This is a genomic window from Streptomyces sp. NPDC028907 (assembly GCF_055564995.1).
In genome coordinates this window covers 1-22,250 of the sequence record NZ_JBVHVE010000002.1, presented here as the reverse complement: position 1 = coordinate 22,250, position 22,250 = coordinate 1, and the positions used below count along the sequence as shown (strand labels likewise).

16 protein-coding genes are annotated in these 22,250 nt (G+C 71.1%); 12 read left to right on the top strand and 4 right to left on the bottom strand.

What is annotated here, in order from left to right; translation table 11 throughout:
* Positions 1-2: 2 nt before the first annotated feature.
* Together ACZ4UU_RS04485 and ACZ4UU_RS04480 are read left to right on the top strand one after the other, a co-directional pair.
* On the top strand, positions 3-3,653 hold the full coding sequence (locus tag ACZ4UU_RS04485) for a glycosyltransferase family 2 protein (RefSeq protein WP_468036441.1): 3,651 nt from the start codon (positions 3-5) through the stop codon (positions 3,651-3,653).
* Positions 3,650-5,185 carry a DUF5719 family protein gene (locus tag ACZ4UU_RS04480; protein ID WP_468036440.1) on the top strand — a complete coding sequence of 512 codons (1,536 nt, stop codon included), beginning with the start codon at positions 3,650-3,652 and terminating at the stop codon, positions 5,183-5,185. The genes ACZ4UU_RS04485 and ACZ4UU_RS04480 overlap by 4 nt, the downstream gene beginning before the upstream one ends.
* A gap of 28 nt (positions 5,186-5,213) precedes the next feature.
* Here the strand turns inward: ACZ4UU_RS04480 and ACZ4UU_RS04475 are convergent, their stop codons facing one another.
* Positions 5,214-5,657 (bottom strand): metallopeptidase family protein, encoded by a 444-nt coding sequence (locus ACZ4UU_RS04475; protein WP_107123000.1) that lies wholly within the window; start codon positions 5,655-5,657, stop codon positions 5,214-5,216.
* Between the two features lie 343 nt (positions 5,658-6,000).
* Here ACZ4UU_RS04475 and ACZ4UU_RS04470 point away from each other — a divergent pair, with 343 nt between their 5' ends.
* The 7 genes from ACZ4UU_RS04470 to ACZ4UU_RS04440 all read left to right on the top strand — a co-directional run bounded on the left by ACZ4UU_RS04470 (position 6,001) and on the right by ACZ4UU_RS04440 (position 13,961).
* Positions 6,001-6,378 carry a DUF3499 domain-containing protein gene (locus ACZ4UU_RS04470; protein ID WP_228044524.1) on the top strand — a complete coding sequence of 126 codons (378 nt, stop codon included), beginning with the start codon at positions 6,001-6,003 and terminating at the stop codon, positions 6,376-6,378.
* Positions 6,379-6,562: 184 nt separating this feature from the next.
* Entirely contained in the window at positions 6,563-8,191 is a 1,629-nt protein-coding gene (locus tag ACZ4UU_RS04465) for an L-lactate permease (RefSeq protein ID WP_468036439.1), read from the top strand.
* A gap of 95 nt (positions 8,192-8,286) precedes the next feature.
* A complete protein-coding gene (locus tag ACZ4UU_RS04460; protein ID WP_468036438.1) occupies positions 8,287-9,654 on the top strand; it encodes a phosphomannomutase/phosphoglucomutase in 1,368 nt (455 codons plus the stop codon).
* A gap of 292 nt (positions 9,655-9,946) precedes the next feature.
* Positions 9,947-10,117, top strand: coding sequence for a Trm112 family protein (locus ACZ4UU_RS04455; protein ID WP_020940431.1), 171 nt, complete (start codon positions 9,947-9,949; stop codon positions 10,115-10,117).
* 256 nt (positions 10,118-10,373) lie between these two features.
* Complete coding sequence (locus ACZ4UU_RS04450) at positions 10,374-11,501, top strand: SIS domain-containing protein (RefSeq protein WP_468036437.1); 1,128 nt, start codon at positions 10,374-10,376, stop codon at positions 11,499-11,501.
* 162 nt (positions 11,502-11,663) lie between these two features.
* Positions 11,664-12,815, top strand: a complete 1,152-nt coding sequence (gene manA, locus ACZ4UU_RS04445) for a mannose-6-phosphate isomerase, class I (protein WP_468036436.1) — start codon at positions 11,664-11,666, stop codon at positions 12,813-12,815.
* Positions 12,816-12,977: 162 nt separating this feature from the next.
* Positions 12,978-13,961, top strand: a complete 984-nt coding sequence (locus ACZ4UU_RS04440) for a cation diffusion facilitator family transporter (RefSeq protein WP_468036435.1) — start codon at positions 12,978-12,980, stop codon at positions 13,959-13,961.
* Between the two features lie 106 nt (positions 13,962-14,067).
* Here ACZ4UU_RS04440 and lepB read toward each other — a convergent pair whose 3' ends face one another.
* Together lepB and ACZ4UU_RS04430 are read right to left on the bottom strand one after the other, a co-directional pair.
* Positions 14,068-14,739 carry a signal peptidase I gene (gene lepB / locus ACZ4UU_RS04435; protein WP_468036434.1) on the bottom strand — a complete coding sequence of 224 codons (672 nt, stop codon included), beginning with the start codon at positions 14,737-14,739 and terminating at the stop codon, positions 14,068-14,070.
* A 108-nt stretch (positions 14,740-14,847) separates the two neighbouring features.
* Positions 14,848-16,986, bottom strand: a complete 2,139-nt coding sequence (locus tag ACZ4UU_RS04430; protein WP_468036433.1) for a fructose-specific PTS transporter subunit EIIC — start codon at positions 16,984-16,986, stop codon at positions 14,848-14,850.
* A 595-nt stretch (positions 16,987-17,581) separates the two neighbouring features.
* Here ACZ4UU_RS04430 and ahcY point away from each other — a divergent pair.
* Positions 17,582-19,039: an adenosylhomocysteinase gene (gene ahcY, locus ACZ4UU_RS04425; protein ID WP_468036432.1), complete on the top strand. Its 1,458-nt coding sequence runs from the start codon at positions 17,582-17,584 to the stop codon at positions 19,037-19,039.
* A gap of 119 nt (positions 19,040-19,158) precedes the next feature.
* On the top strand, positions 19,159-19,773 hold the full coding sequence (locus ACZ4UU_RS04420) for a hypothetical protein (protein WP_468036431.1): 615 nt from the start codon (positions 19,159-19,161) through the stop codon (positions 19,771-19,773).
* A gap of 30 nt (positions 19,774-19,803) precedes the next feature.
* Here the strand turns inward: ACZ4UU_RS04420 and ACZ4UU_RS04415 are convergent, their stop codons facing one another.
* Positions 19,804-20,769 carry an RDD family protein gene (locus tag ACZ4UU_RS04415; protein ID WP_468036430.1) on the bottom strand — a complete coding sequence of 322 codons (966 nt, stop codon included), beginning with the start codon at positions 20,767-20,769 and terminating at the stop codon, positions 19,804-19,806.
* Between the two features lie 130 nt (positions 20,770-20,899).
* Between ACZ4UU_RS04415 and ACZ4UU_RS04410 the strand changes: the two genes are divergently transcribed.
* Entirely contained in the window at positions 20,900-21,907 is a 1,008-nt protein-coding gene (locus ACZ4UU_RS04410) for a stage II sporulation protein M (RefSeq protein WP_468036429.1), read from the top strand.
* The last annotated feature ends 343 nt before the right edge of the window (positions 21,908-22,250 follow it).

The window sequence follows — 22,250 nt, the reverse complement described above, 5'->3', positions numbered from 1 at the left end:
CGATGTCCGTGCACAGCCACACGGCAGCCCAGCACGACTCCGCTGCCACACCTGAGTTCCCGCGTCATGTGGTGACCGCGGTCCTCGTCTCCCACGACGGCGCCCGCTGGCTGCCCGACGCGCTCGCCGGGCTGCTCGGCCAGGAGCGCCCCGTCCAGTTCGCCATGGCGGCCGACACCGGCAGCGCGGACCGGTCCGCACAGCTGGTCGGCGAGGCCCTCGGCGACGACCGGGTGCTGCACCTCGCCCGGCGCACCGGATTCGGCCAGGCCGTCGAGGAGGCCAACCGCACGGCCCCCGTCCTCACCCCGGACGAGCTGACCTATCTGAAGCGGCCGAGCGGCTGGGACCCCGTCACGCGCACCTGGCGCGACGACGCCTACGACATGCCCGAACTTCCACACGGGGACCCGGTGCAGTGGCTGTGGCTCCTGCACGACGACTGCGCACCCGAACCCGACGCCCTGGCCCAGCTGCTGCGCGTCGTGGAGAACGAGTACGAACTGGGCCGCGACGACGTCGCCGTCGTGGGCCCCAAGCTGCGCGGCTGGTACGACCGCCGACAGCTCCTCGAGGTCGGCGTCACCATCGCCAACTCCGGCCGCCGCTGGACCGGCCTGGACCGCCGTGAACAGGACCAGGGCCAGCACGACCACGTGCGGTCCGTGCTCTCCGTGTCCACTGCCGGGATGCTGGTCCGGCGCGACGTCTTCGAACAGCTCGGTGGCTTCGACCGCCGCCTGCCCCTGATGCGCGACGACGTCGACCTGTGCTGGCGCGCCACCGCCGCCGGCCACCGCGTCCTCGTCGCCCCCGAGGCAGTCGTACGACACGCCGAGGCATCCTCGCGCGAGCGCCGCACCGTCGACTGCGTGGGCCGCACCGCGGCCTCCCCGCACAAGGTCGACAAGGCGGGCGCCGTCTACACCCTGCTCGTCAATACCCGTACGGCCGCTCTGCCCTGGGTGCTGCTGCGCCTCGTCCTCGGCACGGTCCTGCGGACCCTTGCCTACCTCGTGGGCAAGGTCCCCGGGCAGGCCCTCGACGAGATCCGCGGCCTCGTCGGCACCCTGCTGCGCCCCGAGCGGATCATCGCCGGGCGGCGCAGGCGCGGGAGCCCCGTCATCGACAAGGGGGAGCTACGGGCGCTGTTCCCACCGCCCGGTGCGACCGTGCGGGCCGCCGTCGAGCAGGCCGCGAGCAGCCTCTTCGGCAGCTCCGACCCCGAGGCGGCCGCGGGCGCGGGACGGCACGGCGGCGCGATCGAGTCCGGGCCCGGCGGGGACGACGCCGACTTCCTGGAGGTCGAGCAGTTCGCCCGCCTCAAGCGCGTCGCCCGCAAGCCCGGCCCGGTGCTCTTCCTGGTGCTGCTGTTCGTCTCACTGATCGCCTGCCGCGCCCTGCTCGGCGGTGGCGCGCTCGCGGGCGGTGCACTGCTTCCCGCGCCCGCCGACTCCGGTGAGCTGTGGTCGCGTTATCTCGACGCCTGGCATCCCGTGGGCGCCGGCGGCGCCGCGTCCGCGCCGCCCTACCTGGCGATCGTGGCGATGCTCGCCTCGGTGCTGCTGGGCTCGACCGGGCTCGCGATCACCGTCCTGCTGGTCTGCTCGGTGCCGCTGGCCGGCCTCACCGCCTACTTCGCGTCCCGCCCGCTCGTCGAGTCACGCCTCCTGCGCGCGTGGGCGGCCGTCGTCTACGCGTTCCTGCCCGCCGCGACCGGCGCGCTCGCGGGCGGCCGTCTCGGCACCGCCGTCCTCGCCGTCCTGCTGCCGCTCATCGCGCGCGCCGGCATCGCGGCGAGCGGCCTCACGAACAGCTCCGGTGCGCGTGGCAGCTGGCGCGCCACCTGGGCGTACGCCCTGCTGCTGACGATCACCACGGCCTTCACGCCGATCGTGTGGCCGATCGCGCTCGCCCTCGGGATCGGGCTCCTGGCGGTAAGGCGCTCCGACATCACCGCCTACGGCCTGCGCTTCCTGGCCCAGCTCGGCGTCCCCCTGCTGGTCCTCGCCCCCTGGTCGCTGTCGCTGCTCCCGTTCGGCTTCTTCCAGGAGGCCGGTCTGGAGTACGGTCCCTCGGCCGCGTCCGCGCTGGACCTCCTCGGCGCCAGCCCCGGCGGCCCCGGCACCGTCAGCGGCCTGATGCTCATCGGCGTCGTCCTGGCCGCGCTGGCCGCCCTGCTGCGCACCGAGCGCCAGTTCGGGATCTGGACGGCCTGGGCCGTCGCCCTCGTGGGCCTCGTCTTCGCGGCCCTGTCCAACGGGTCCACCTGGGCCGGCCCCGCGACCCTCGTCTACGGCGTCGCACTCCTGGCCGCCGCCCTGCTCGGTGCCGACGGAGCACGCGCGCGTGTGGCCGAGCAGAGCTTCGGCTGGCGTCAGCCGGTCGCCGCGCTGATCGCCTTCGCCGCGGCCGCGGGACCGTTGCTCGTCGCCGCCGGCTGGATGATCGGCGGCGCCGACGGGCCGCTGGAGCGGCGCGACCCGGTGCAGGTGCCCGCGTTCGTCGCCGAGGACAGCAACACCCGCGACCAGGCCCGCACCCTCGTCCTCGACAGCGACTCCCCGGCCCACGTCGGCTACATGCTGGTGCGCGGCTCCGGCGCCCGCCTCGGCGACGCCGAACTCGCCGCGGCGGACGGGGAGAACGCCAAACTCGACAAGATCGTCGCCAACCTCGTCGCCGGCTCCGGCGCCGACCAGGCCGACCAGCTGGGCGCGTTCGCCGTGCGTTACGTCCTCGTCCACAAGGGCGCGCCGCGCGAGGTCACGCGCGTACTGGACGCCACGCCCGGACTGTCCCGGCTGAGCGAGCAGAACGGCAGCGCGCTGTGGCGGATCGACCGGCAGGTGTCCCGCGCGGCCATCGTCGCCGGGTCCGGCTCGGCCGAGCCGCAGTCCGTCGCCGCCGGGCCGACGGAGATCCACACCACGATCCCGGCCGGTTCCGACGGGCGTGTCCTGCGCCTGGCCGACAGCGCCGGCGACGGCTGGACGGCCACCCTGGACGGCAAGCCGCTCACCCCGACCACGCTCGACGGCTGGGCCCAGGGCTTCGAGCTTCCCGCCGAGGGCGGCAGGCTGGACGTCACCTACGACGACCCGATCGCCCACACCGCCTGGCTGTGGGCCCAGGGCTTCCTCGCCCTCGTCCTGGTCGTGATGGCCCTTCCCGGACGCCGCCGCGACATCGACGACGACCTTCCCGAGGAGCAGCCCGCCCCGGCCGAGGCCATGGCCGGCGACGGCCGCCGCGCCCGTCGGCTCCGTGCCCAGGCCGAGGCCGAGGAGACCGGTCAGGGCGGCGAATTCCCGCCCCCGCCGAACGAGGCGCCCGCCGCCGCGATCCCGCAGCAGCAGACCTACGGAGAGTGGGACACGCCCAGTTACGCGGGCGCCGAGTACGGCGGCTACGGCGGCGAGCAGTACCAGACCGGCCAGCAGTACCCGGCGGGCGGCGCCTACGACCAGGCGTATCAGGCGGATCCGTACCAGGGTGGCCAGTACGACCCGTACGCGTACGGAGGGCAGGCCCCCACAGGCGCGTACGACCCCTCGTACGACCAGACGTACCAGCAGGGTTACGACGGCACGTACGACCCGGCGCAGCAGCAACCGCACGGCAGTGAGCGTTCCGACGGGAGCCAGCAGTGAACCGCACGACCCTGTCCCTGATCGCCGGCTGCACCGCCCTCGCCGCCGTCACCGGGCTCGCGGCGCTCACCACGCCGGACGCGTCCGGCGCGAACACCGCCAAGGCGGCCGCCGAGCTGCCCGTGGAGCGCACCAGCCTGCTCTGCCCGGCGCCGAGCACCTCGGACCTCGCCGAGACGACGTACACGTCGTTCACGCCCGTCACCAAGGGCACGGGGAGTGACGGCAAGGCGGAACTGCGGTCCGCGGCGCAGGAGTCGGCAGCCACTGCGGACGGCAAGGGCAAGAAGGCCGACGACGCGAGCAAGGCCGGGAAGTCCGACAAGACAGCGAAGGCCGACAAGCCGGTGCTGGAGTCCAAGGAGCCGGGTGAGCCGGTCATCGGCGACGCGTCCGGAGCCGACTCACCGGCGCTGATCGGGACCGCCGACGGAAAGTTCGCGCCCGGCTGGACCGTGCAGGAGACCACGGAGGTCGCCGCGGGCACCGGGCGTGGCCTCCAGGGCGTCAACTGCGCCGCCCCCGACACCGAGTTCTGGTTCCCGGGCGCCAGCACGGCTCCGGACCGCACGGACTACGTCCATCTGACCAACCCCGACGACTCGGCCGCCGTCGTCGACATCGAGCTGTACGGCAAGGACGGCGCGATCGAGACCCCGGCGGGGGAGGGGATCACGGTCCAGCCGCACTCCGGCGAGCCGATCCTGCTGTCCACGCTGACCAGCGAGAAGCAGGACAACGTGACCGTGCACGTGAGCGTGCGCAGCGGGCGGCTCGGGGCGTCGGTGCAGGCGCTGGACGACAAGCTCGGCGGGGACTGGCTGGCCGCGTCCGCCGACCCCGCGGGCAGCCTGGTCCTGCCCGGCATCCCGAAGGACGCCACGTCGGTGCGGCTGGTCGCCTTCACGCCGGGGGACGCCGACGCGGACCTGAAGGTGCGCCTCGCCTCGCCGGCCGGAGCGATCACCCCGGCCGGGAACGAGACGCTGCACGTCAAGGCGGGCATGACGAGTGCGGTCGATCTCGGTGACGTGATGCGGGGCGAGACGGGGTCGCTGGTCCTGACGCCCACGGACCAGTCGGTGCCGGTCGTCGCGGCGCTGCGCGTGGTGCGCGGCAAGGGAGCCAAGCAGGAGACGGCCTTCATACCCGCGAGCCGCCCGGTCGGCACGCGCGCGACGGCCGTGGACAACAGGGCCAGGGGCACGACGCTGTCCGTGACCGCCCCGTTCCGTACGGCGCAGGTCAAGGTCACGGCGTCGGCGGGCAGCGAGGGCGGTTCGGCGGCGTCGAAGACGTTCACGATCAAATCCGGCACCACCCAGGACCTGGAGATGCCGGCGTCGAGCGGCCTGAAGGGCACGTACGCGCTGACGGTGGAGTCGGTGTCGGGCGGGCCGGTGTACGCGTCGCGGACGCTGGTGGCGACGACGGAAGGCGTGTCCGGCTTCACCGTGCAGACGCTGCCGGACGACCGGGGGATGGTGGCGGTGCCGGAGGCGGACGAGGACCTGTCGGTGCTCCAGAAGTAGGCGGCGGCCCCCAGCGGGGCCTGGGCCGTCAGTCCTCGCCGTAGCGGGGGTCGACCGTCTCGGGGGTCAGGCCCAGCAGTTCCGCCACCTGTTCCACGACCACCTCGTGAACCAGTGCCGCCCGCTCGTCCCGCCCCTTCGTGCGGATCTCCACCGGCCGACGGTAGATGACCACCCGTCCCGGGCGCCCCTCACGCGCGGGGATCGTGCCGCCGAGGGGGACCGCCTCGTCGTTCCAGGTCCGGCCGTCCAGGCGGGGGACCTCCAGGACCAGGAAGTCGATGTCGGCCAGCTGTGGCCAGCGGCGTTCGAGGCGTTCCACGGAGTCCTGCACCAGGTCGGCGAAGACGTCGGCACGGCTCGCGGCCAGCGGGACCTGGGGAGGTGCGATCGGGCCGCGCATGCCCCGCCCGTGGCGATCACGGCGGCGGGGCCCGGGGCCGGCGGCACGGGGCGGTACAGGGGTGTCCATCACTGCTGAAGCGTAGTCCTCGAGGCCGCCGCCTGTCCGATCCCCATGTCGTGGCAGGGGTGGCGTTCGGCCGCTCGTACGGCATGTCGGCAGATGACCATTCCAGCCAAGGTTGGGCTCGTTTCCGTATCTCTCCGAGACCGGCGTTGGCGAGGTAATTGACTGGGTTTGCGGTGAGTGATGACCGGCCCCAGGGATGTTCGGGATCTCGGAGGCAGGCTTCCTTGCAGGTCAGCGAGTTGGGGCAGAAGGGGTGTGTGGGGTGTTTCACAGCACGACACGGTGGAGTGACCTGGGGGAGAGTCGTCGCGGCCCGCTCAAGAGTGCGGTACCGTCCAACGTCGTGAGCCCTGTACGTCGCTGTTCGCGCACCGCTTGCGGCCGTCCCGCCGTCGCGACGCTGACGTACGTCTACGCCGACTCGACCGCGGTCCTCGGCCCGCTCGCGACCTACGCCGAACCCCACTGCTACGACCTGTGCGCCGAGCACTCCGAGCGCCTCACCGCCCCGCGCGGGTGGGAGGTCGTGAGGCTGCTGGACGGCTCGGCTCCGGCCCGCCCCAGCGGCGACGACCTCGAAGCGCTTGCCAACGCCGTGCGTGAAGCGGCCCGTCCGCAGGAGCGGGCGGCCGAGGCCGGTGGGGGCGGTGGCCGTGGGGCCGACCCGATGGAGGTCGCGCGGCGGGGTCATCTGCGGGTGCTGCGCTCACCCGACAACTGACGACCGGGCCGTTCCCTTCTTCCACCTCCCGTCTTCCGCTCTCCCGCGCTTCTCGCATGCTCGTCGCGCACGTCCGTCTCGTTGAATGATGCACAGCCATTGACGTGAACTTGTCGCGGACACGACCATTCCGTATGCCGGAACGAGAGATCGCTTTCCGCATGACGGAAACCGGGAGGCGCCCGTGTACGTCCAGGAACTGGAACCCGTCGCCGGCTCGCTCGGCCTGTCCGCCCTGGTGGCCGCGCTGCCGCTCGTGATCGTCCTGGTCCTGCTGGGCGGGGTCCGGATGAAAGCGCACCTGGCGGGGCTCACAGGGCTTCTGGCGGCCGTTCTGGTCGCCTGGCTCGCCTGCGGCATGCCGCTCGACCAGACGCTCTCCAGCGCCGCCCAGGGCGCCGCCTTCGGGCTCTTCCCCATCCTGTGGATCGTCGTCAACGCCCTGTGGGTGTACCGGATGACGGTCCGCACCCGGCACTTCGACATCCTGCGCAGGTCCTTCGGGCGGCTCTCCGACGACCCGCGCATCCAGGCGCTCGTCGTCGCCTTCTGCTTCGGGGCCCTGCTGGAGGCGCTCGCCGGATTCGGGGCGCCCGTCGCGATCTGCTCGGTCATGCTCGTCGCGCTGGGCTTCGAACCGGTGCGGGCGGCGGTCGTCGCCCTGGTCGCCAACACCGCGCCGGTGGCCTTCGGCGCGATGGGCACGCCGGTGGTGACACTGGCTCAGGTCACCGGACTGCCACTGGACGACGTGGCCTCCGTGGTGGGGCGTCAGACGCCCTTGCTGGCCCTGGTCGTACCGCTCGTGCTGGTCGGACTCGTGGACGGACGGCGCGGGCTGCGGGAGACCTGGGTCCCGGCCCTCGTCTGCGGATTCGCCTTCGCCGTCGCCCAGTTCGCCGCCTCCAACTACGTCTCCGCGCAACTCGCCGACATCGGTGCCGCCTTGGCCGGCGCGGGCGCCCTGGTCGCCGTACCGCACGCGCGCGTGCCCGCCACCGAGGCGGTACGCGCGTCCGTGCTGACCGGCGCGAGGAGCGAGGAGCTGGACGAGGACGATCCGCGGCGGGAGGTCGTGCGGGCCTACGCGCCGTACGCGTTGATCGTCGTGATCTTCTCCGTCGCGCAGCTCCCGGTGGTCAAGGTCTGGCTCGCCAAGGCGACCCGGACGTACGACTGGCCCTTCCTGAACGTCGCGAACCCGGACGGGGAGCCGGTCGCCGGTAATGCCTTCAGCTGGCCGATCGTGTCCACCGGCGGCACGCTCGTGCTGATGGCGGGCGTGTGCACGGCGGTCGTTCTCGGCGTCCACGCGCGTGTGGCCGTCAGGGAGTGGGCCGCGACCGTGCACGAGTTGAGGTTCGCCGTCCTGACCGTGACGTCCGTGCTGGCCCTCGCGTACGTCATGAACCTCTCCGGCCAGGCCGCCACCATCGGCTACTTCGTGGCCGCGGCCGGCGCGGGCCTCGCCTTCCTGTCCCCGGTGCTGGGCTGGTTCGGGGTGGCCGTGTCCGGGTCGGACACCTCGGCCAACGCGCTGTTCGGCGCGTTGCAGGTGACCGCGGCCAGGGAGTCGGGGCTGTCACCTGAACTCCTGGCCGCCGCCAACAGTTCAGGTGGCGTGCTCGGCAAGATGATCTCGCCGCAGAACCTCACCATCGCGTGCGCGGCCGTGGGGCTGGCGGGCCGGGAGGGGGACCTGCTGCGGCGGGTCCTGCCGTGGAGCCTGGGCCTGCTGCTGGTGATGTGCCTGATCGTGGTCGGCCAGAGTTCCCCGGTGCTGGACTGGATGCTGCCCTCATCTTTGCGCTGACCTGAGGTTACGGCTCGGGGTCCAGTCGGTGGCCGCACGTCCCGCGGTCAGTGGTGGCGGGTAGTTTGGGGTGACCGATAGGACTTTCAGGAGGGTTGGCCGTGGCTGATCTGTCACAGCTCGTGAAGGCGTACGACGTGCGCGGAGTCGTCCCCGACCAGTGGGACGAGTCACTGGCCGAGCTCTTCGGGGCAGCCTTCGTCGAGGTGACGGGCGCCGGCGCGATCGTCATCGGTCACGACATGCGCCCTTCGTCCCCCGGCCTGGCCGGCGCCTTCGCGCGCGGAGCGGCGGCCCAGGGCGTCGACGTCACCGAGATCGGCCTGTGCTCCACGGACCAGCTGTACTACGCCTCGGGCGCGCTGGACCTCCCGGGCGCGATGTTCACGGCCTCGCACAACCCGGCCCAGTACAACGGCATCAAGATGTGCCGCGCGGGCGCGGCCCCGGTCGGCCAGGACACCGGCCTCGCACAGATCCGCGAGCTGGTCGAGGGCTGGACCGAGTCGGGCGCCCCGGCCCCGGCCGCCCGGACGGGAACGATCACCCGACGCGACACGTTGGAGGACTACGCGGCCCACCTCCGCTCGCTCGTCGACCTGACCTCCATCCGCCCCCTGAAGGTCGTGGTGGACGCGGGCAACGGCATGGGCGGCCACACCGTCCCGACCGTCTTCGGCGGCCTCCCACTGGACGTCGTCCCGATGTACTTCGAGCTGGACGGCACCTTCCCGAACCACGAGGCGAACCCACTGGACCCGGCGAACATCGTCGACCTCCAGAAGCGGGTCCGCGAAGAGTCCGCCGACCTCGGCATCGCCTTCGACGGCGACGCCGACCGCTGCTTCGTCGTCGACGGGAACGGCAACCCCGTCTCGCCGTCCGCCATCACGGCCCTGGTGGCCTCGCGTGAACTCGCCAAGCACGGCGGCAAGGGCACGATCATCCACAACCTGATCACGTCCTGGTCGGTCCCGGAGGTCGTCAAGGAGAACGGCGGCACCCCGGTCCGCACCCGCGTCGGCCACTCCTTCATCAAGGCCGAGATGGCCAATTCCGGCGCCATCTTCGGCGGCGAGCACTCCGCCCACTACTACTTCAAGGACTTCTGGAACGCCGACACGGGCATGCTGGCCGCCCTCCACGTCCTCGCGGCCCTCGGCGGCCAGGACGGCCCCCTGTCCGCCCTGGTGGACCAGTACGACCGCTACACCGGCTCCGGCGAGATCAACTCCACCGTCACCGACCAGGCCGACCGCCTCGCCGCCATCAAGGCCACGTACGGGCCCCAGGCCGGAGTCACCCTCGACGAACTCGACGGCCTCACCGTCACCACCACCGACTGGTGGTTCAACGTCCGCCCCTCCAACACAGAACCCCTCCTCCGCCTCAACGCGGAGGCCCGGGACGAGGCGACGATGACGAAGGTGCGGGACGAGGTACTGGGAATCATCAGAGCCTGAGCCATTTCCAGCCCGTCCGGCGTTCGAGGACGAGCCGCACTTTTAGCCCGTCCGGCGTTTGAGGACGAGGCCCGAAGGGCCGATAGCAGGGGTCTGGGGGCGCAGCCCCCAGCGGGGTCGAAGGGGCGGAGCCCCTTCAAGGGATGGGACGGGTAGGGGCGGCGGGGGCGAAATCCCCCACCGCACCCACAACGCCGCCCAACCCCGGCACCCCGCCCCCACCGGCGGTACGCTGACCAGGCACATCCGCACACGCACGTACCACCCCCACCCGCCCCAGAAGGGACCAACCATGCCGCTGGAAGCCGGCCTCCTGGAGATCCTCGCCTGCCCGGCCTGCCACGCCCCCCTCAAGGAGCAGGACGCCGAGCTGATCTGCACCGGCCAGGACTGTGGCCTCGCGTACCCCGTCCGCGACGGCATCCCCGTCCTGCTCGTCGACGAGGCCCGCCGCCCCGCGTAACGCGCCACCGCGACATACGCCGTCCAGCCCCCGCACGGCACCGACGCGGCACCGGCAACCGGCGACAAACAAGGCCACCGTCACCCGGCACCCGACGACTGGGCAACTGCAGGCCGCCAACCGGGAACGCACAAGACCACCGGCAACAGACGAAGCGCAGGAACCAGACAAGAACCCGCGACCGAGCAAAGCCCCCAGCGCACAACCCGCGCAGGACCCCGCCCCAAGACAACCCGGCGATCGGAGGCTGCCGCCCATGCTCGACGAATCGCTGCTGGACACGCCGGAGGCGCTCGCCGAGGCCGACCGCCGTGACCTCCTGCGCGGCGCCGCCGAAGCCGGCGCCCGCGTCCGCACCGCCGCCCGGCACGCCGCCGAGGCAGGCGTCCACGACCTCAAACCCGACGGCCGCCCGCGCGCCATCATCCTCGCGGGCCCCGGCACCGCCGCCATCGGCGCCGCCGACCTCCTCGGCACGCTCGCCGGCGTCACCAGCCCCGTCACCCGACTGGCCCCGGCCGGTGTCGCCCCCGCCGCCGGCGCCCTGCGCTGGGAACTGCCCGGCTGGGCCGGTTCCGTGGACCTCCTGCTGATCACCACCCCCGACGGCACCGAACCGGGCCTGTCCCTGCTGGCCGAGCAGGCCTACCGCCGAGGCTGCACGGTCGTCGCCGTGGCTCCCGCCGGTTCGCCGCTCACCGAGGCGGTGCACAACAACCACGGCCTCTTCGTGCCGATGGCGTCCGCCCCGTACGAGCAGGACGAGGCCCTCGCCGCCTCCGCTCCCGGCGTGCTGTGGGCACTGCTCACCCCGCTCTTGGCGCTCCTCGACCGCACCGGCATGATCACCGCCCCGCCGGACGCCCTGGAGAAGGTCGCCGACCGCCTCGACCACATCGCCGAGCGCTGCGGCCCCTCCATCGCGACCTACAGCAACCCCGCCAAGACCCTGGCCGCGGAACTCGCCGACGCGCTCCCGCTGATCTGGACCGAGGGCGTCTCCGCGGGCCCGGCAGGCCGCCGTTTCGCCGCCGCGCTCGCCGAACTCTCGGGCCACCCCGCCCTCGTCGCCGAACTGCCCGAGGCGCTCGCCTCGCACAACGCCCTGCTCGCGGGCAAGCTCGCGGGGAGCGCCGACCCAGAGGACTTCTTCCGCGACCGCGTCGAGGAGCCACCCGCCCTGCACGCGCGCGTGGTGCTGCTGCGCGACCGGCCCCTGGGCGGCCTCACCGCCGCGCCCGCCGCCCGCGACCTGGCCCTGAGCCATGACACGCCGATCAGCGAACTGGAACCGGAACCCGGCGGCGAGCTGGAGACCCTCGCGGAACTGATCGCCATCACGGATTTCGCCGCCGTTTACCTGGCGCTCGCCTCGGGAGCCTGATCTGTCTCAGGACGCCCCGGCAGCCGTACGGCAGAGGAACCGACGAGGTACCGACGAGGAACTGACGAGGAACCGACCGCCGTACACAAGGCGAACGGCGCCCTCCACGAAGAGAAGCCGTCGTAGTCGTACTCGACCCGCAGAGAGCAGGCAGACACCCGCATGGACCGCCTCGACAACACCGTCCGCCCCTACGCCTGGGGTTCCACCACCGCGATCCCGGAGCTCCTCGGCGTCGAGCCGACCGGTGAACCGCAGGCGGAGATGTGGATGGGCGCCCACCCGGGCGCACCCTCGCGCACCGCGCGCGGGACGCTCGTCGAGGTCATCGAGGCGGCCCCGGAGCGCGAGCTGGGCGCCGCGGCCGTGGCGAAGTTCGGCCCTCGTCTGCCGTTCCTGCTCAAGATCCTCGCCGCCGGCGCCCCGCTCTCCCTCCAGGTACACCCCAACCTGGAGCAGGCGAAGGAGGGTTACGCGGACGAGGAGGGCCGCAACATCCCCGTGGACGCGGGCCACCGCAACTACAAGGACGCCAACCACAAGCCCGAACTGATCTGCGCTCTCACCGAGTTCGACGGCCTGTGCGGCTTCCGCGACCCCGTCCAGGCGGCCGACCTGCTGGACGGCCTCGGCGTCGACTCCCTCAAGCCGTACGTCGACCTGCTGCACGCCCACCCCGAGGACGCGGCTCTGCGCGAGGTGCTCACCGCGATCCTCACCGCCGACCCGGCCGACATGGCCCGTACCGTCACCGAGGCCGCCACCGCATGCACCCGCCTCGGCGGCGACTACGCCCCGTACGCCGACATCGCCCACCACTACCCGGGCGACCCCGGCGTCATCGCCGCCATGCTGCTCAACCACGTCCGTCTCCAGCCCGGCGAGGCACTGTTCCTCGGCGCCGGCATCCCGCACGCGTATCTGAACGGCCTCGGCGTCGAGATCATGGCCAACTCCGACAACGTCCTGCGCTGCGGCCTCACCCCCAAGCACGTCGACGTCCCCGAACTCCTGCGCATCGTCCGCTTCGAGCCGAGCGACCCGGGCGTACTGCGCCCCGAGGCCGCCCCGGACGGCGAGGAGGTCTACGAGACCCCGATCGACGAGTTCCGGCTGTCCCGGTACGTCCTCCCGGAGGGCACGACCGCGCACGACCTCACGCGCGCGACCCCGCAGATCCTGCTCTGCACGGCGGGCACGGTCCGCGCCGGCGAACACGAGCTGACGCCCGGCCGCTCCGTCTTCGTACCGGCGGGCGAAACGGCCGAAGTGTCCGGTGCCGGTACGGTCTTCCGGGCCACGGTCGTCGCCTGACCGAGGGCATCGGACGACCCGGCGCGCCGTTGTCGGACCGGACTGCAACAATGGCCCACCGGCAAAGGACGGGCAAAGCCGATCGGGGGCGACACGCTCCCCTCGGCGACGCCTCGACGGCGTACGTACGAAGGCTATGAAGGCGAAGGGACAACGCGACACATGAGCGCGTCAGGCGGTACCAAGGCGATCGTGGCGGCACTGGCCGCCAACCTCGCCATCGCGGCATCGAAATTCGTGGCGTTCGCGTTCAGCGGCTCGTCGTCGATGCTCGCCGAGGGCGTGCACTCGCTCGCGGACTCCGGCAACCAGGCCCTGCTGCTGGTCGGCGGCAAGAAGGCCCAGCGCGAGGCGACGCCGCAACACCCCTTCGGCTACGGCCGCGAACGGTACATCTACGCCTTCCTCGTCTCGATCATCCTGTTCTCGGTCGGCGGCATGTTCGCCCTCTACGAGGGCTACGAGAAGATCAAGCACCCGCACGAGATCGAGCACTGGTACTGGCCGGTCGGCGTCCTCGTCTTCGCGATCATCGCCGAGACCTTCTCCTTCCGTACGGCCATCAAGGAGTCGAACGTCGTGCGGGGCCGGAAGTCCTGGAAGGAGTTCGTCCGCCACGCCAAGGCTCCCGAGCTGCCCGTCGTCCTCCTGGAGGACCTCGGCGCGCTGGTCGGCCTGATCCTCGCCCTGGGCGGCGTCGGCCTGGCGCTGCTCACCGGTGACGGCGTCTGGGACGGCATCGGCACCGTCTGCATCGGCGTCCTGCTCGTGCTGATCGCGGTCGTCCTCGCCATCGAGACCAAGTCGCTGCTGCTCGGCGAGTCCGCCGGCGCCGAGGAGACCACGAAGATCGAGGCCGCCATCGTCGACGGCGACACCGTCACCCGCATCATCCACATGCGCACGCTGCACCTCGGCCCCGAGGAACTCCTGGTCGCCGCCAAGATCGCCGTTCGGCACGAGGAGACGGCCACCGAGATCGCCTCCGCCATCGACGCAGCCGAGGCCCGCATCCGCGAGGCCGTCCCGATCGCCCGCGTCATCTACCTCGAGCCCGACATCTACAGCGAGGCCGAGGCAGCCAAGGGCGCCGACCGCGAGGCGACCCCCGGCGGACCGGCCGCGCCGCACGGCAGCGAGCACTGAGGACGCGTACGACCTCGACGGGGCCCGCCGAGCGATTCGGCGGGCCCCGTCCCATATCCCTACCCTTCGGCCCGACCACTTGTGTCCATGCGGCCTTCGGGTCCGATCACAAATGCTCGGGCCACAACACGAGTTGCGCCGCCGACCGCCGCCGCAGGTTCCGCGCCGCGAACCCGCACACGATCCCGGCGAGCGCCAGCAGAAACCCGAGCAGTGTGGCCCCGGCGAGCAGCAGCGGCATCGCGGAGCTGTCCGTCACCCGGCCCACGACCGCCCCGACGGGCACCGTCCCGCCGTGATCCTCGGCGAAGGAGCGCGAATCGCGCGAGTTCGTACGGTTGTCGCCGAGCACGAACAGCCGGCCGTCGGGCACCTTCACGTCGTACGCGCGATGCAGCCCGTCGGCGACGCCGTGGTTCACGTACGACTCCCTGAGCGGCTTCCCGTTGACGGTGATCCGCTCGCGCGCCGTACCCGCGTCCTCGCAGCAGACGACACGGTCGCCGCCGACACCGATGACACGCTGTATGACACCCAATCCGCCCTGGTAGCGGGCCGGCGCCGTGTAAAGCACCACGTCGCCCGGCCTCAGCTCGTCCCCACCGACCCGCTCGACGACCACCCGGTCTCCCACCGTGTACGTGGGCTTCATGCTTTCCCCCGACACGGTCGACAGCACGTAACCCGTACGCAGCCACAGCACGGACCCGACGACGAGCGCCAGTCCCAGGAGACCCACCACCCACGCCGTGACCGCGAGTCTTCGCGCCTGCTCCATCGCCACTCCCTCCCCACGCGGAACGCCCGCGGCGGACGAGAGTAGCCGTCGCCCGTGAACCGCTCGTGCGGGCCCACGCCCTGATGGCCGCGGGCCCGCACCGCGCGGCTACTGGATCTCGCTCAGCGCCCCCAGCACCGCCTGCTCATCACGGGCGGTCAGCAGCCGCTCCCGGAACCCGGCATCCATCAACTTCCGCGACAGCAGCGCCAGAATCCGCAGATGCTCGTCACCCGCGGCCGCCTCCGGTACGGCGATCATGAACACCAGCCTCGCCTTCGTACCGTCCAGCGAGCCCCACTCGACGCCCTCCGAGGACCGCGCGAATCCGACCACCGGTGCCGTCACCGCATCCGTCTTGGCATGCGGAATCGCGATCTCCTCCCCGAGCCCGGTCGTCCCCTGCGCCTCCCGCCGCAGCGCGGTCGCCACCAACTCGTCGACATCCGCGACCTTGCCGGTACGGGCCAGCAGCTCACCCATCTCCCGGATCGCGGACTCCTTGCCGTCCGCACGGAGTTCGACCTGCACCGTCCGCTGGGTGAGGTAGCCCGAGAGAACCTCGGCGGCAGCATTCTCCGAGGCCGAAGCGCCACCCGCCGAATCCTCGAACTCCAGCGACTCCTCGGACTCCGCGCCGTCCGCCGGGGACGCCCCCGCGTCGGCCGCCGCCCCCGACTCACGTACGGCGGTCCGCCGAGCCACGACACCGCCACCGCCCGGGGTTCCGGCGCCCACCCCGACGAGCACCGGCTCGGGCCCAGCAGCGCCGAGGTCACCGACAGCCTCCCCGCGCCGCCTGCGCTCACTCAGGTCGACCAGAGCGACCGTGGCCAGCGCGGTGACGACCGTGCCGAGCGCCACGGCCACGAAGAACATCGGCACCCCGCTCACCGCGCCCAGCACCGCCACGATCGGCCCGCCGTGCGGCACCGCGTCCTCGACCCCGGCGACCCCGGCGATCGCACCGGCCACCGCGCCGCCCAGCATGTTGGCCGGGATGACCTGCGCGGGCCGCGCCGCCGCGAACGGGATCGCGCCCTCGGAGATGCCGAAGCACCCCATGAAGAGCGAGGCCAGCCCCGTCTCCCGCTCCTGCTCGGTGTACAGCCGCTTCCGTATGAGCGTGGCGAGGCCCTGTCCCAACGGCATGACCGGGATCGCCGCCGCGCACATGCCCATCACCGTCTGGTTGCCGGTCGCGATGAGCCCTGCGCCGAACAGGAACGCCGTCTTGTTGACCGGCCCACCCATGTCGAAGGCGATCATCAGCCCGAGAATCGCACCCAGCAGGATCGCGCTCGTCCCCGTCATCCCGCTGAGCCAGCTGGTCAGGTGCTCGAACACCCAGGAGATCGGCTTCCCGATGACGTAGATGAAGAACAACCCGAGCGCCGTCGTCGCCACGATCGGGATCACGATGATCGGCATGATCGGCTGCGCGAACTTCGGGACCTTGACCTTCTTGATCCACAGCACCAGATACCCGGCGAGGAACCCGGTCACGATCGCCCCGATGAACCCGGCGCCCGCCTTGGAGTCGTACAGCTCACCGGTGTTGGCGATCCAGCCACCGATCATGCCGGGCACGAGCGCGGGCCGATCTCCGATGGCATACGCGATGTAGCCGGACAGGATCGGCACCATCAGGGTGAAGCCGATGACACCGATGTTGTTGATGTCCATCCAGAAGGAGTCCTTCGGGATGACCAGACCGCCCGACGGGTCGGTGTGCCCGCCGAGCGAGAGCGAGATCGCGATCAGCAGCCCACCGACAACGACGAACGGGATCATGTAACTGACCCCGTTCATCAGCGCCTTGTACCCGACGCTCCGCTCCCTGCCGCCACCGCTCGTGGAGGCCGTGGGGGCGCCCCCTCCCGTGTGCACGGGCGCCGACAACACCCGCTCGATCAGCTGCTCGGGATGACGAATGCCCTCCGCCACCCCGACGGTCAGCACCCGCTTGCCGGCGAAACGGCTCAGGTCCACGTCCTTGTCCGCCGCGACGATGACGCCGTCAGCGTGTTTGACATCGTTGTCATCGAGGACGTTTTCAGCCCCGATGGATCCTTGCGTCTCCACCTTCATGTCGATACCGCGGCTCTCGGCCGCCTGCGCGAGCTTCTCGGCCGCCATGTACGTATGCGCGATGCCGGTCGGGCACGCGGTCACCGCGAGCAGCTTCAACCGCTGCTGCTCGCCACTACCGCCGCCCGTGGGGGGAGGGCCGGCCGGACTTGTCACGTCGATCTCCTAACGCCTTTGTCACACGGAACGCCGTCCCGGACGCCCCGCAAGATCGATCGGTTGTTCAGATCTCCCGGGCATCCTGCACCACCCCGCCCCAGACTCAAAGGCCCGAATGCCCCGCAACGCCCCGCTCTGCCGTCTCCTGTACGCCCTTCGTTGGTGTCCTGTTATCGCCCCCACCCCGTCCTGCTCCGACCGCTGCTCCCCTCCCTCGGCTGCTCCCGCGCCCCTACCGCCCCGTTGCCGCTCTTCGCTCCGCCGCCCGCCGCCACGTGACCGACGCCACCGCCATGAACAACCCCCCCTCGCCCCTCACCACGAGACCTCCGAGTGCCGACGGATGGCGCGATCTGTTCGCAGGCGGACTGGGGACGGCCGGGCCGCGCGGTGTAGCTTGGGACAGAGCCAGACGTCGCTGCTGATGGCGGTCGGGCGGTCCCGACGCGGACCGACCGAGGGAGAGAGGGCCTCCGACGGACTGCGCTGCGCGCACGCGGGCATGCCTGTGTCCTCTTCGGGCACCCCTGTGTCCGCCGCCGCGCAGACCAGCCGTACCCACCCTCGACCCAACCCCGAGGAGCAGCTCGTAATGACGACTGTCGAGAACCGACAGGACTTCAAGGTCGCCGACCTCTCCCTGGCCGACTTCGGCCGCAAGGAGATCACCCTCGCCGAGCACGAGATGCCCGGCCTGATGGCGATCCGCAAGGAGTACGCCGAGGCGCAGCCCCTGGCCGGCGCCCGTATCACCGGCTCCCTGCACATGACCGTGCAGACCGCCGTCCTCATCGAGACCCTGGCCGCCCTCGGCGCCCAGGTCCGCTGGGCCTCCTGCAACATCTTCTCCACCCAGGACCACGCGGCCGCCGCCATCGCCGTCGGCCCGAACGGCACACCCGACAACCCCCAGGGCATCCCGGTCTTCGCCTGGAAGGGCGAGACCCTGGAGGAGTACTGGTGGTGCACGGAGCAGGCCCTGACCTGGCCGGACAGCCCCACCGGGGGCCCGAACATGATCCTCGACGACGGCGGTGACGCCACCCTCCTGGTCCACAAGGGCGTCGAGTACGAGAAGGACGGCAAGGTCCCCTCCGTCGACACCGCCGAGTCCGACGAGCACCGCGTCATCCTCGAACTCCTGCACCGCACCATCACGGACGGCTCGCAGAAGTGGACCCAGCTGTCCTCCGAGATCCGCGGCGTGACCGAGGAGACCACGACCGGCGTCCACCGCCTGTACGAGATGCAGCGCGACGGCACCCTCCTGTTCCCGGCGATCAACGTCAACGACGCCGTCACCAAGTCGAAGTTCGACAACAAGTACGGCTGCCGCCACTCCCTGATCGACGGCATCAACCGCGCCACCGACGTCCTGATCGGCGGCAAGACCGCCGTCGTCTGCGGCTACGGCGACGTGGGCAAGGGCTGCGCGGAGTCCCTGCGCGGACAGGGCGCCCGCGTGATCGTCACCGAGATCGACCCGATCTGCGCCCTCCAGGCGGCGATGGACGGCTACCAGGTCACGACCCTCGACGAGGTCATCGACAAGGCCGACATCTTCATCACCACGACCGGCAACAAGGACATCATCATGGCCTCGGACATGGCCAAGATGAAGCACCAGGCGATCGTCGGCAACATCGGCCACTTCGACAACGAGATCGACATGGCCGGCCTCGCCAAGGTCCCCGGCATCGTCAAGGACGAGGTCAAGCCGCAGGTCCACACCTGGACGTTCCCCGACGGCAAGGTCCTCATCGTCCTGTCCGAGGGCCGCCTGCTGAACCTGGGCAACGCCACCGGTCACCCGTCCTTCGTGATGTCCAACTCCTTCGCGGACCAGACTCTGGCCCAGATCGAGCTGTTCACCAAGCCGGACGCCTACCCGACCGGCGTCTACACGCTGCCCAAGCGCCTGGACGAGAAGGTCGCGCGCCTCCACCTGGACTCGCTCGGTGTGAAGCTGACGAAGCTCCGCCCCGAGCAGGCCGCGTACATCGGCGTCGAGGTAGAGGGCCCGTACAAGCCGGACCACTACCGCTACTGAGCCGAGCAGACCCCCGAGGCAGGCCCCCGCACCCCCGTGTCGGGGGCCTGCCCCTTTGGCCGTGCGGCACCTTCAGCCGGCCCACGCGCCACCCAGAGCCATCAAGATCCAGGACCCCGATGCCCCGCGGCCGCTATTCGCTCCATGATCCGCACGATCACACCCCCCTCGCAGAAGAACACTTCCACTGCGCCCCCGGCCCTTCCGGCTGGCGCTATGTCTCCCAGCTGACCACCCCCGCGGGCGATCACAGCGGCTCCGTCGACCTCACCCTGGACGAACTCGGCCGCCCCCTCCGGCTCGAACTCCACGCAGGTGGCTGGCAGGTACGCGGCGCCGCCCTGGACGGCGTCACCTGGGTCCGTACCGACCCCACGGGGGCTCATGCCACGGAAGGCAACGTGCGCGCCCATGCCTTCACCGGGACATCCCCCTCGTTCCTCATCGCCACCACTCGTCTCCTACGCCTCACCCCTTCCGACTCGGCAACCCGCGTACGCCTCGTGGCCCTCACGGACCCGGTCCTGGCCCCGCGCACCGTGGACCAGTCCTGGGCCTTGGTGAACAGACAAACACACGCCACTGACAACGGACCCCTGGCCGTGGACGAATACCAGGTCACAGCCTTGGACACGGGCGAGCAGCACGTCGTGCACATCGCGGGCGACGTGGTCCTCGCGGCACCGGGCATCGAACTGGAGGACCTGGACTCGCCGCCGTCAACGTTCGTTTGAGCGCTCGGCGCGCCTCGGTCGGAGAGGGGCCTAGGCCGGCGGGACGAAACCGGTGGAGGGCCTGTCGTCCTTCGGAGTATGTGGCGCCGGAGTCTGCTCCGTCCGGTACGGCGCCCGCGAAGGCGGTGCAGCGGAAGCGGGCGCAGGAGCCGCGGTCGGCATGACCGACGGACCGTACGCACCAGGCTCCCCACCCGCAGCACCCACAGCACCGGCGTGGACGGACCCCCCACCCGCGGCCGCCGCCCCGTTCCCGAAGGCTCGCCGCGCCTCACGCGTCTGCCGTTCCTGAAGCACCGCCGCCAGATACGCCGCCGACGGCACACCGTGCGGCGCCGGAGCGCCCGTACGCGCCGCGAGGTCCGTCGCAAGTCGCTCCGCCATACGCCCGCCGACCTGAGGGTCGAGTTGCTGCATCCGCATCAGGTACTGGCGAATGGCGAGCCACAGGTCATTGGGCACCGCCGAAAGGTCGAGCTCCGAGAACCGACCCGCCAACCACGGCGGAGGCGGGGGAACGAAGCCGGTCCGCGTGAGCGGCACCCGTTCTCGTACGACGAGCGTCCCGGCGAACACATCACCGAGCCGCCGCCCGCGCGCGGACACCAACGAAGAGATGACAGCGATGACGCCGAGCGTCATCAGGATCTCGATCACACCGATGAGGCCACGCACCAGCGCGTGCCGGAACCGGATCGGTCCGCCGTCATCGCGCACCACCCGCAGCCCACACGCAAGCTTCCCGAGCGAGCGCCCATGGCTCAGCGTCTCGACCGCGATCGGCCCGCCGACCAGCAGCAAGACGAACATCGCAATCGACAACGCCGTCTGCGCCGCCTCGTCCAAAGAAGCCGTCGCCGCCACCACACCCAGGGTCACGACGATGTACGCGATCACTGCCACGGCGAGATCGAGCAGCACGGCCAGCCCCCTGCTGGGCAGCTTCGCGGGGCGCAACTCCAACGCCACCGCCTCACCCGTCACCAGCTCACTCACGCCGACCGTCCTTCCCCTGCTCTGCCCTCGGAATGGCCAGTCTGCCAAGCTGAGGGCGCATCGCGCCGCAGTACGACAAGCTGACACCCACGACGAGTCGCCGACGAACAGCCGAGGAGCAGAAAACCAGATGGACCTCGACGTCTTCGTCACTGCCCACCGAGCAGAGTGGGACCGCCTCGACGCCCTCCTCGGACGCCGGCGCCGTCTCACCGGTGCCGAGGCCGACGAACTCGTCGCCCTCTACCAGCGCACGGCGACCCATCTGTCCCTGATCCAATCCAGTGCCCCCGATCCTCAGCTGACCGGTCGCCTCAGCCAGCTGGTGGCACGCGCGCGTAGCGCTGTCACAGGTACCCGACGCGCCTCATGGCGTGACGTCATTCGCTTCCTCACCCAAGGATTCCCGGCCGCTGTCTACCGGGCGCGCCATTGGTGGGTCCCCACCGCGCTCCTCTCCACCCTCGTTGCCGCACTGCTCGGCTGGTGGATAGGCACCCATCCAGAAGTACAGGCCACCATCGCGGCCCCGAGCGAACTGCGCGAGCTCACCCGCCCGGGCGGCCAGTACGAGACGTACTACTCCAGCCACCCCGCGGCGTCCTTCGCTGCCCAGGTCTGGACGAACAACGCCTGGGCCGCCGCCCTCTGTCTGATCCTCGGCGTCTTCCTGGGACTGCCGGTGCTCTGGATCCTCTTCCAGAACATGCTCAATCTGGGCGTCGGCTTCGGCCTGATGTCCTCGGCAGGCCGCCTGGACACTTTCCTCGGCCTGGTCCTGCCACACGGCCTCCTCGAACTGACCGCGGTCTTCGTCGCCGCCGGCACCGGACTACGCCTGGGCTGGACCCTCATCGACCCGGGCCCGCGGACCCGCCGCTCAGCTCTCGCCGAGGAAGGCCGAGCCGCGATCGGCATGGCGATAGGCCTGGCCCTGGTCCTCTTCGTCTCCGGCGCCATAGAAGGCTTCGTCACCCCATCGGGCCTGCCCACCTGGGCACGCATCAGCATCGGAGTCGTGGCTGAGCTCGCCTTCCTCGCCTACGTCTATGTCCTCGGCGGACGTGCCGCCCGCACCGGAGAGACGGGCGACATCGAGGCGGCCGAGCGCAGCGCCGCCGTTCCGACCGCCGCCTGATGTGCGTACACGCCTGTTGAGCTGCTAGTCTCCTCTTCGCCCCGCAAGAACCGTTGACACGGAGCTGGTGGGGAGGTAGATTCGAACAGTTGCCTGGAAGTGGATGTGAGTCCCGCCGGGCAGAGTGAGTATCTGTCTGCTTCGGCGGAACATTGATTCCCGAGAAGCCCCTCCCGATGAATCGGAATTGAGCGGCTGGTTAGTCCGGCCAGGAACTTCTGATAAAGTCGGAGTCGCCGGAAAGGGATACGCGAGAGCGGGAACCTGGAAAGCACCGAGGAAATCGGATCGGAAAAGGATCTGATAGAGTCGGAAACGCAAGACCGAAGGGAAGCGCCCGGAG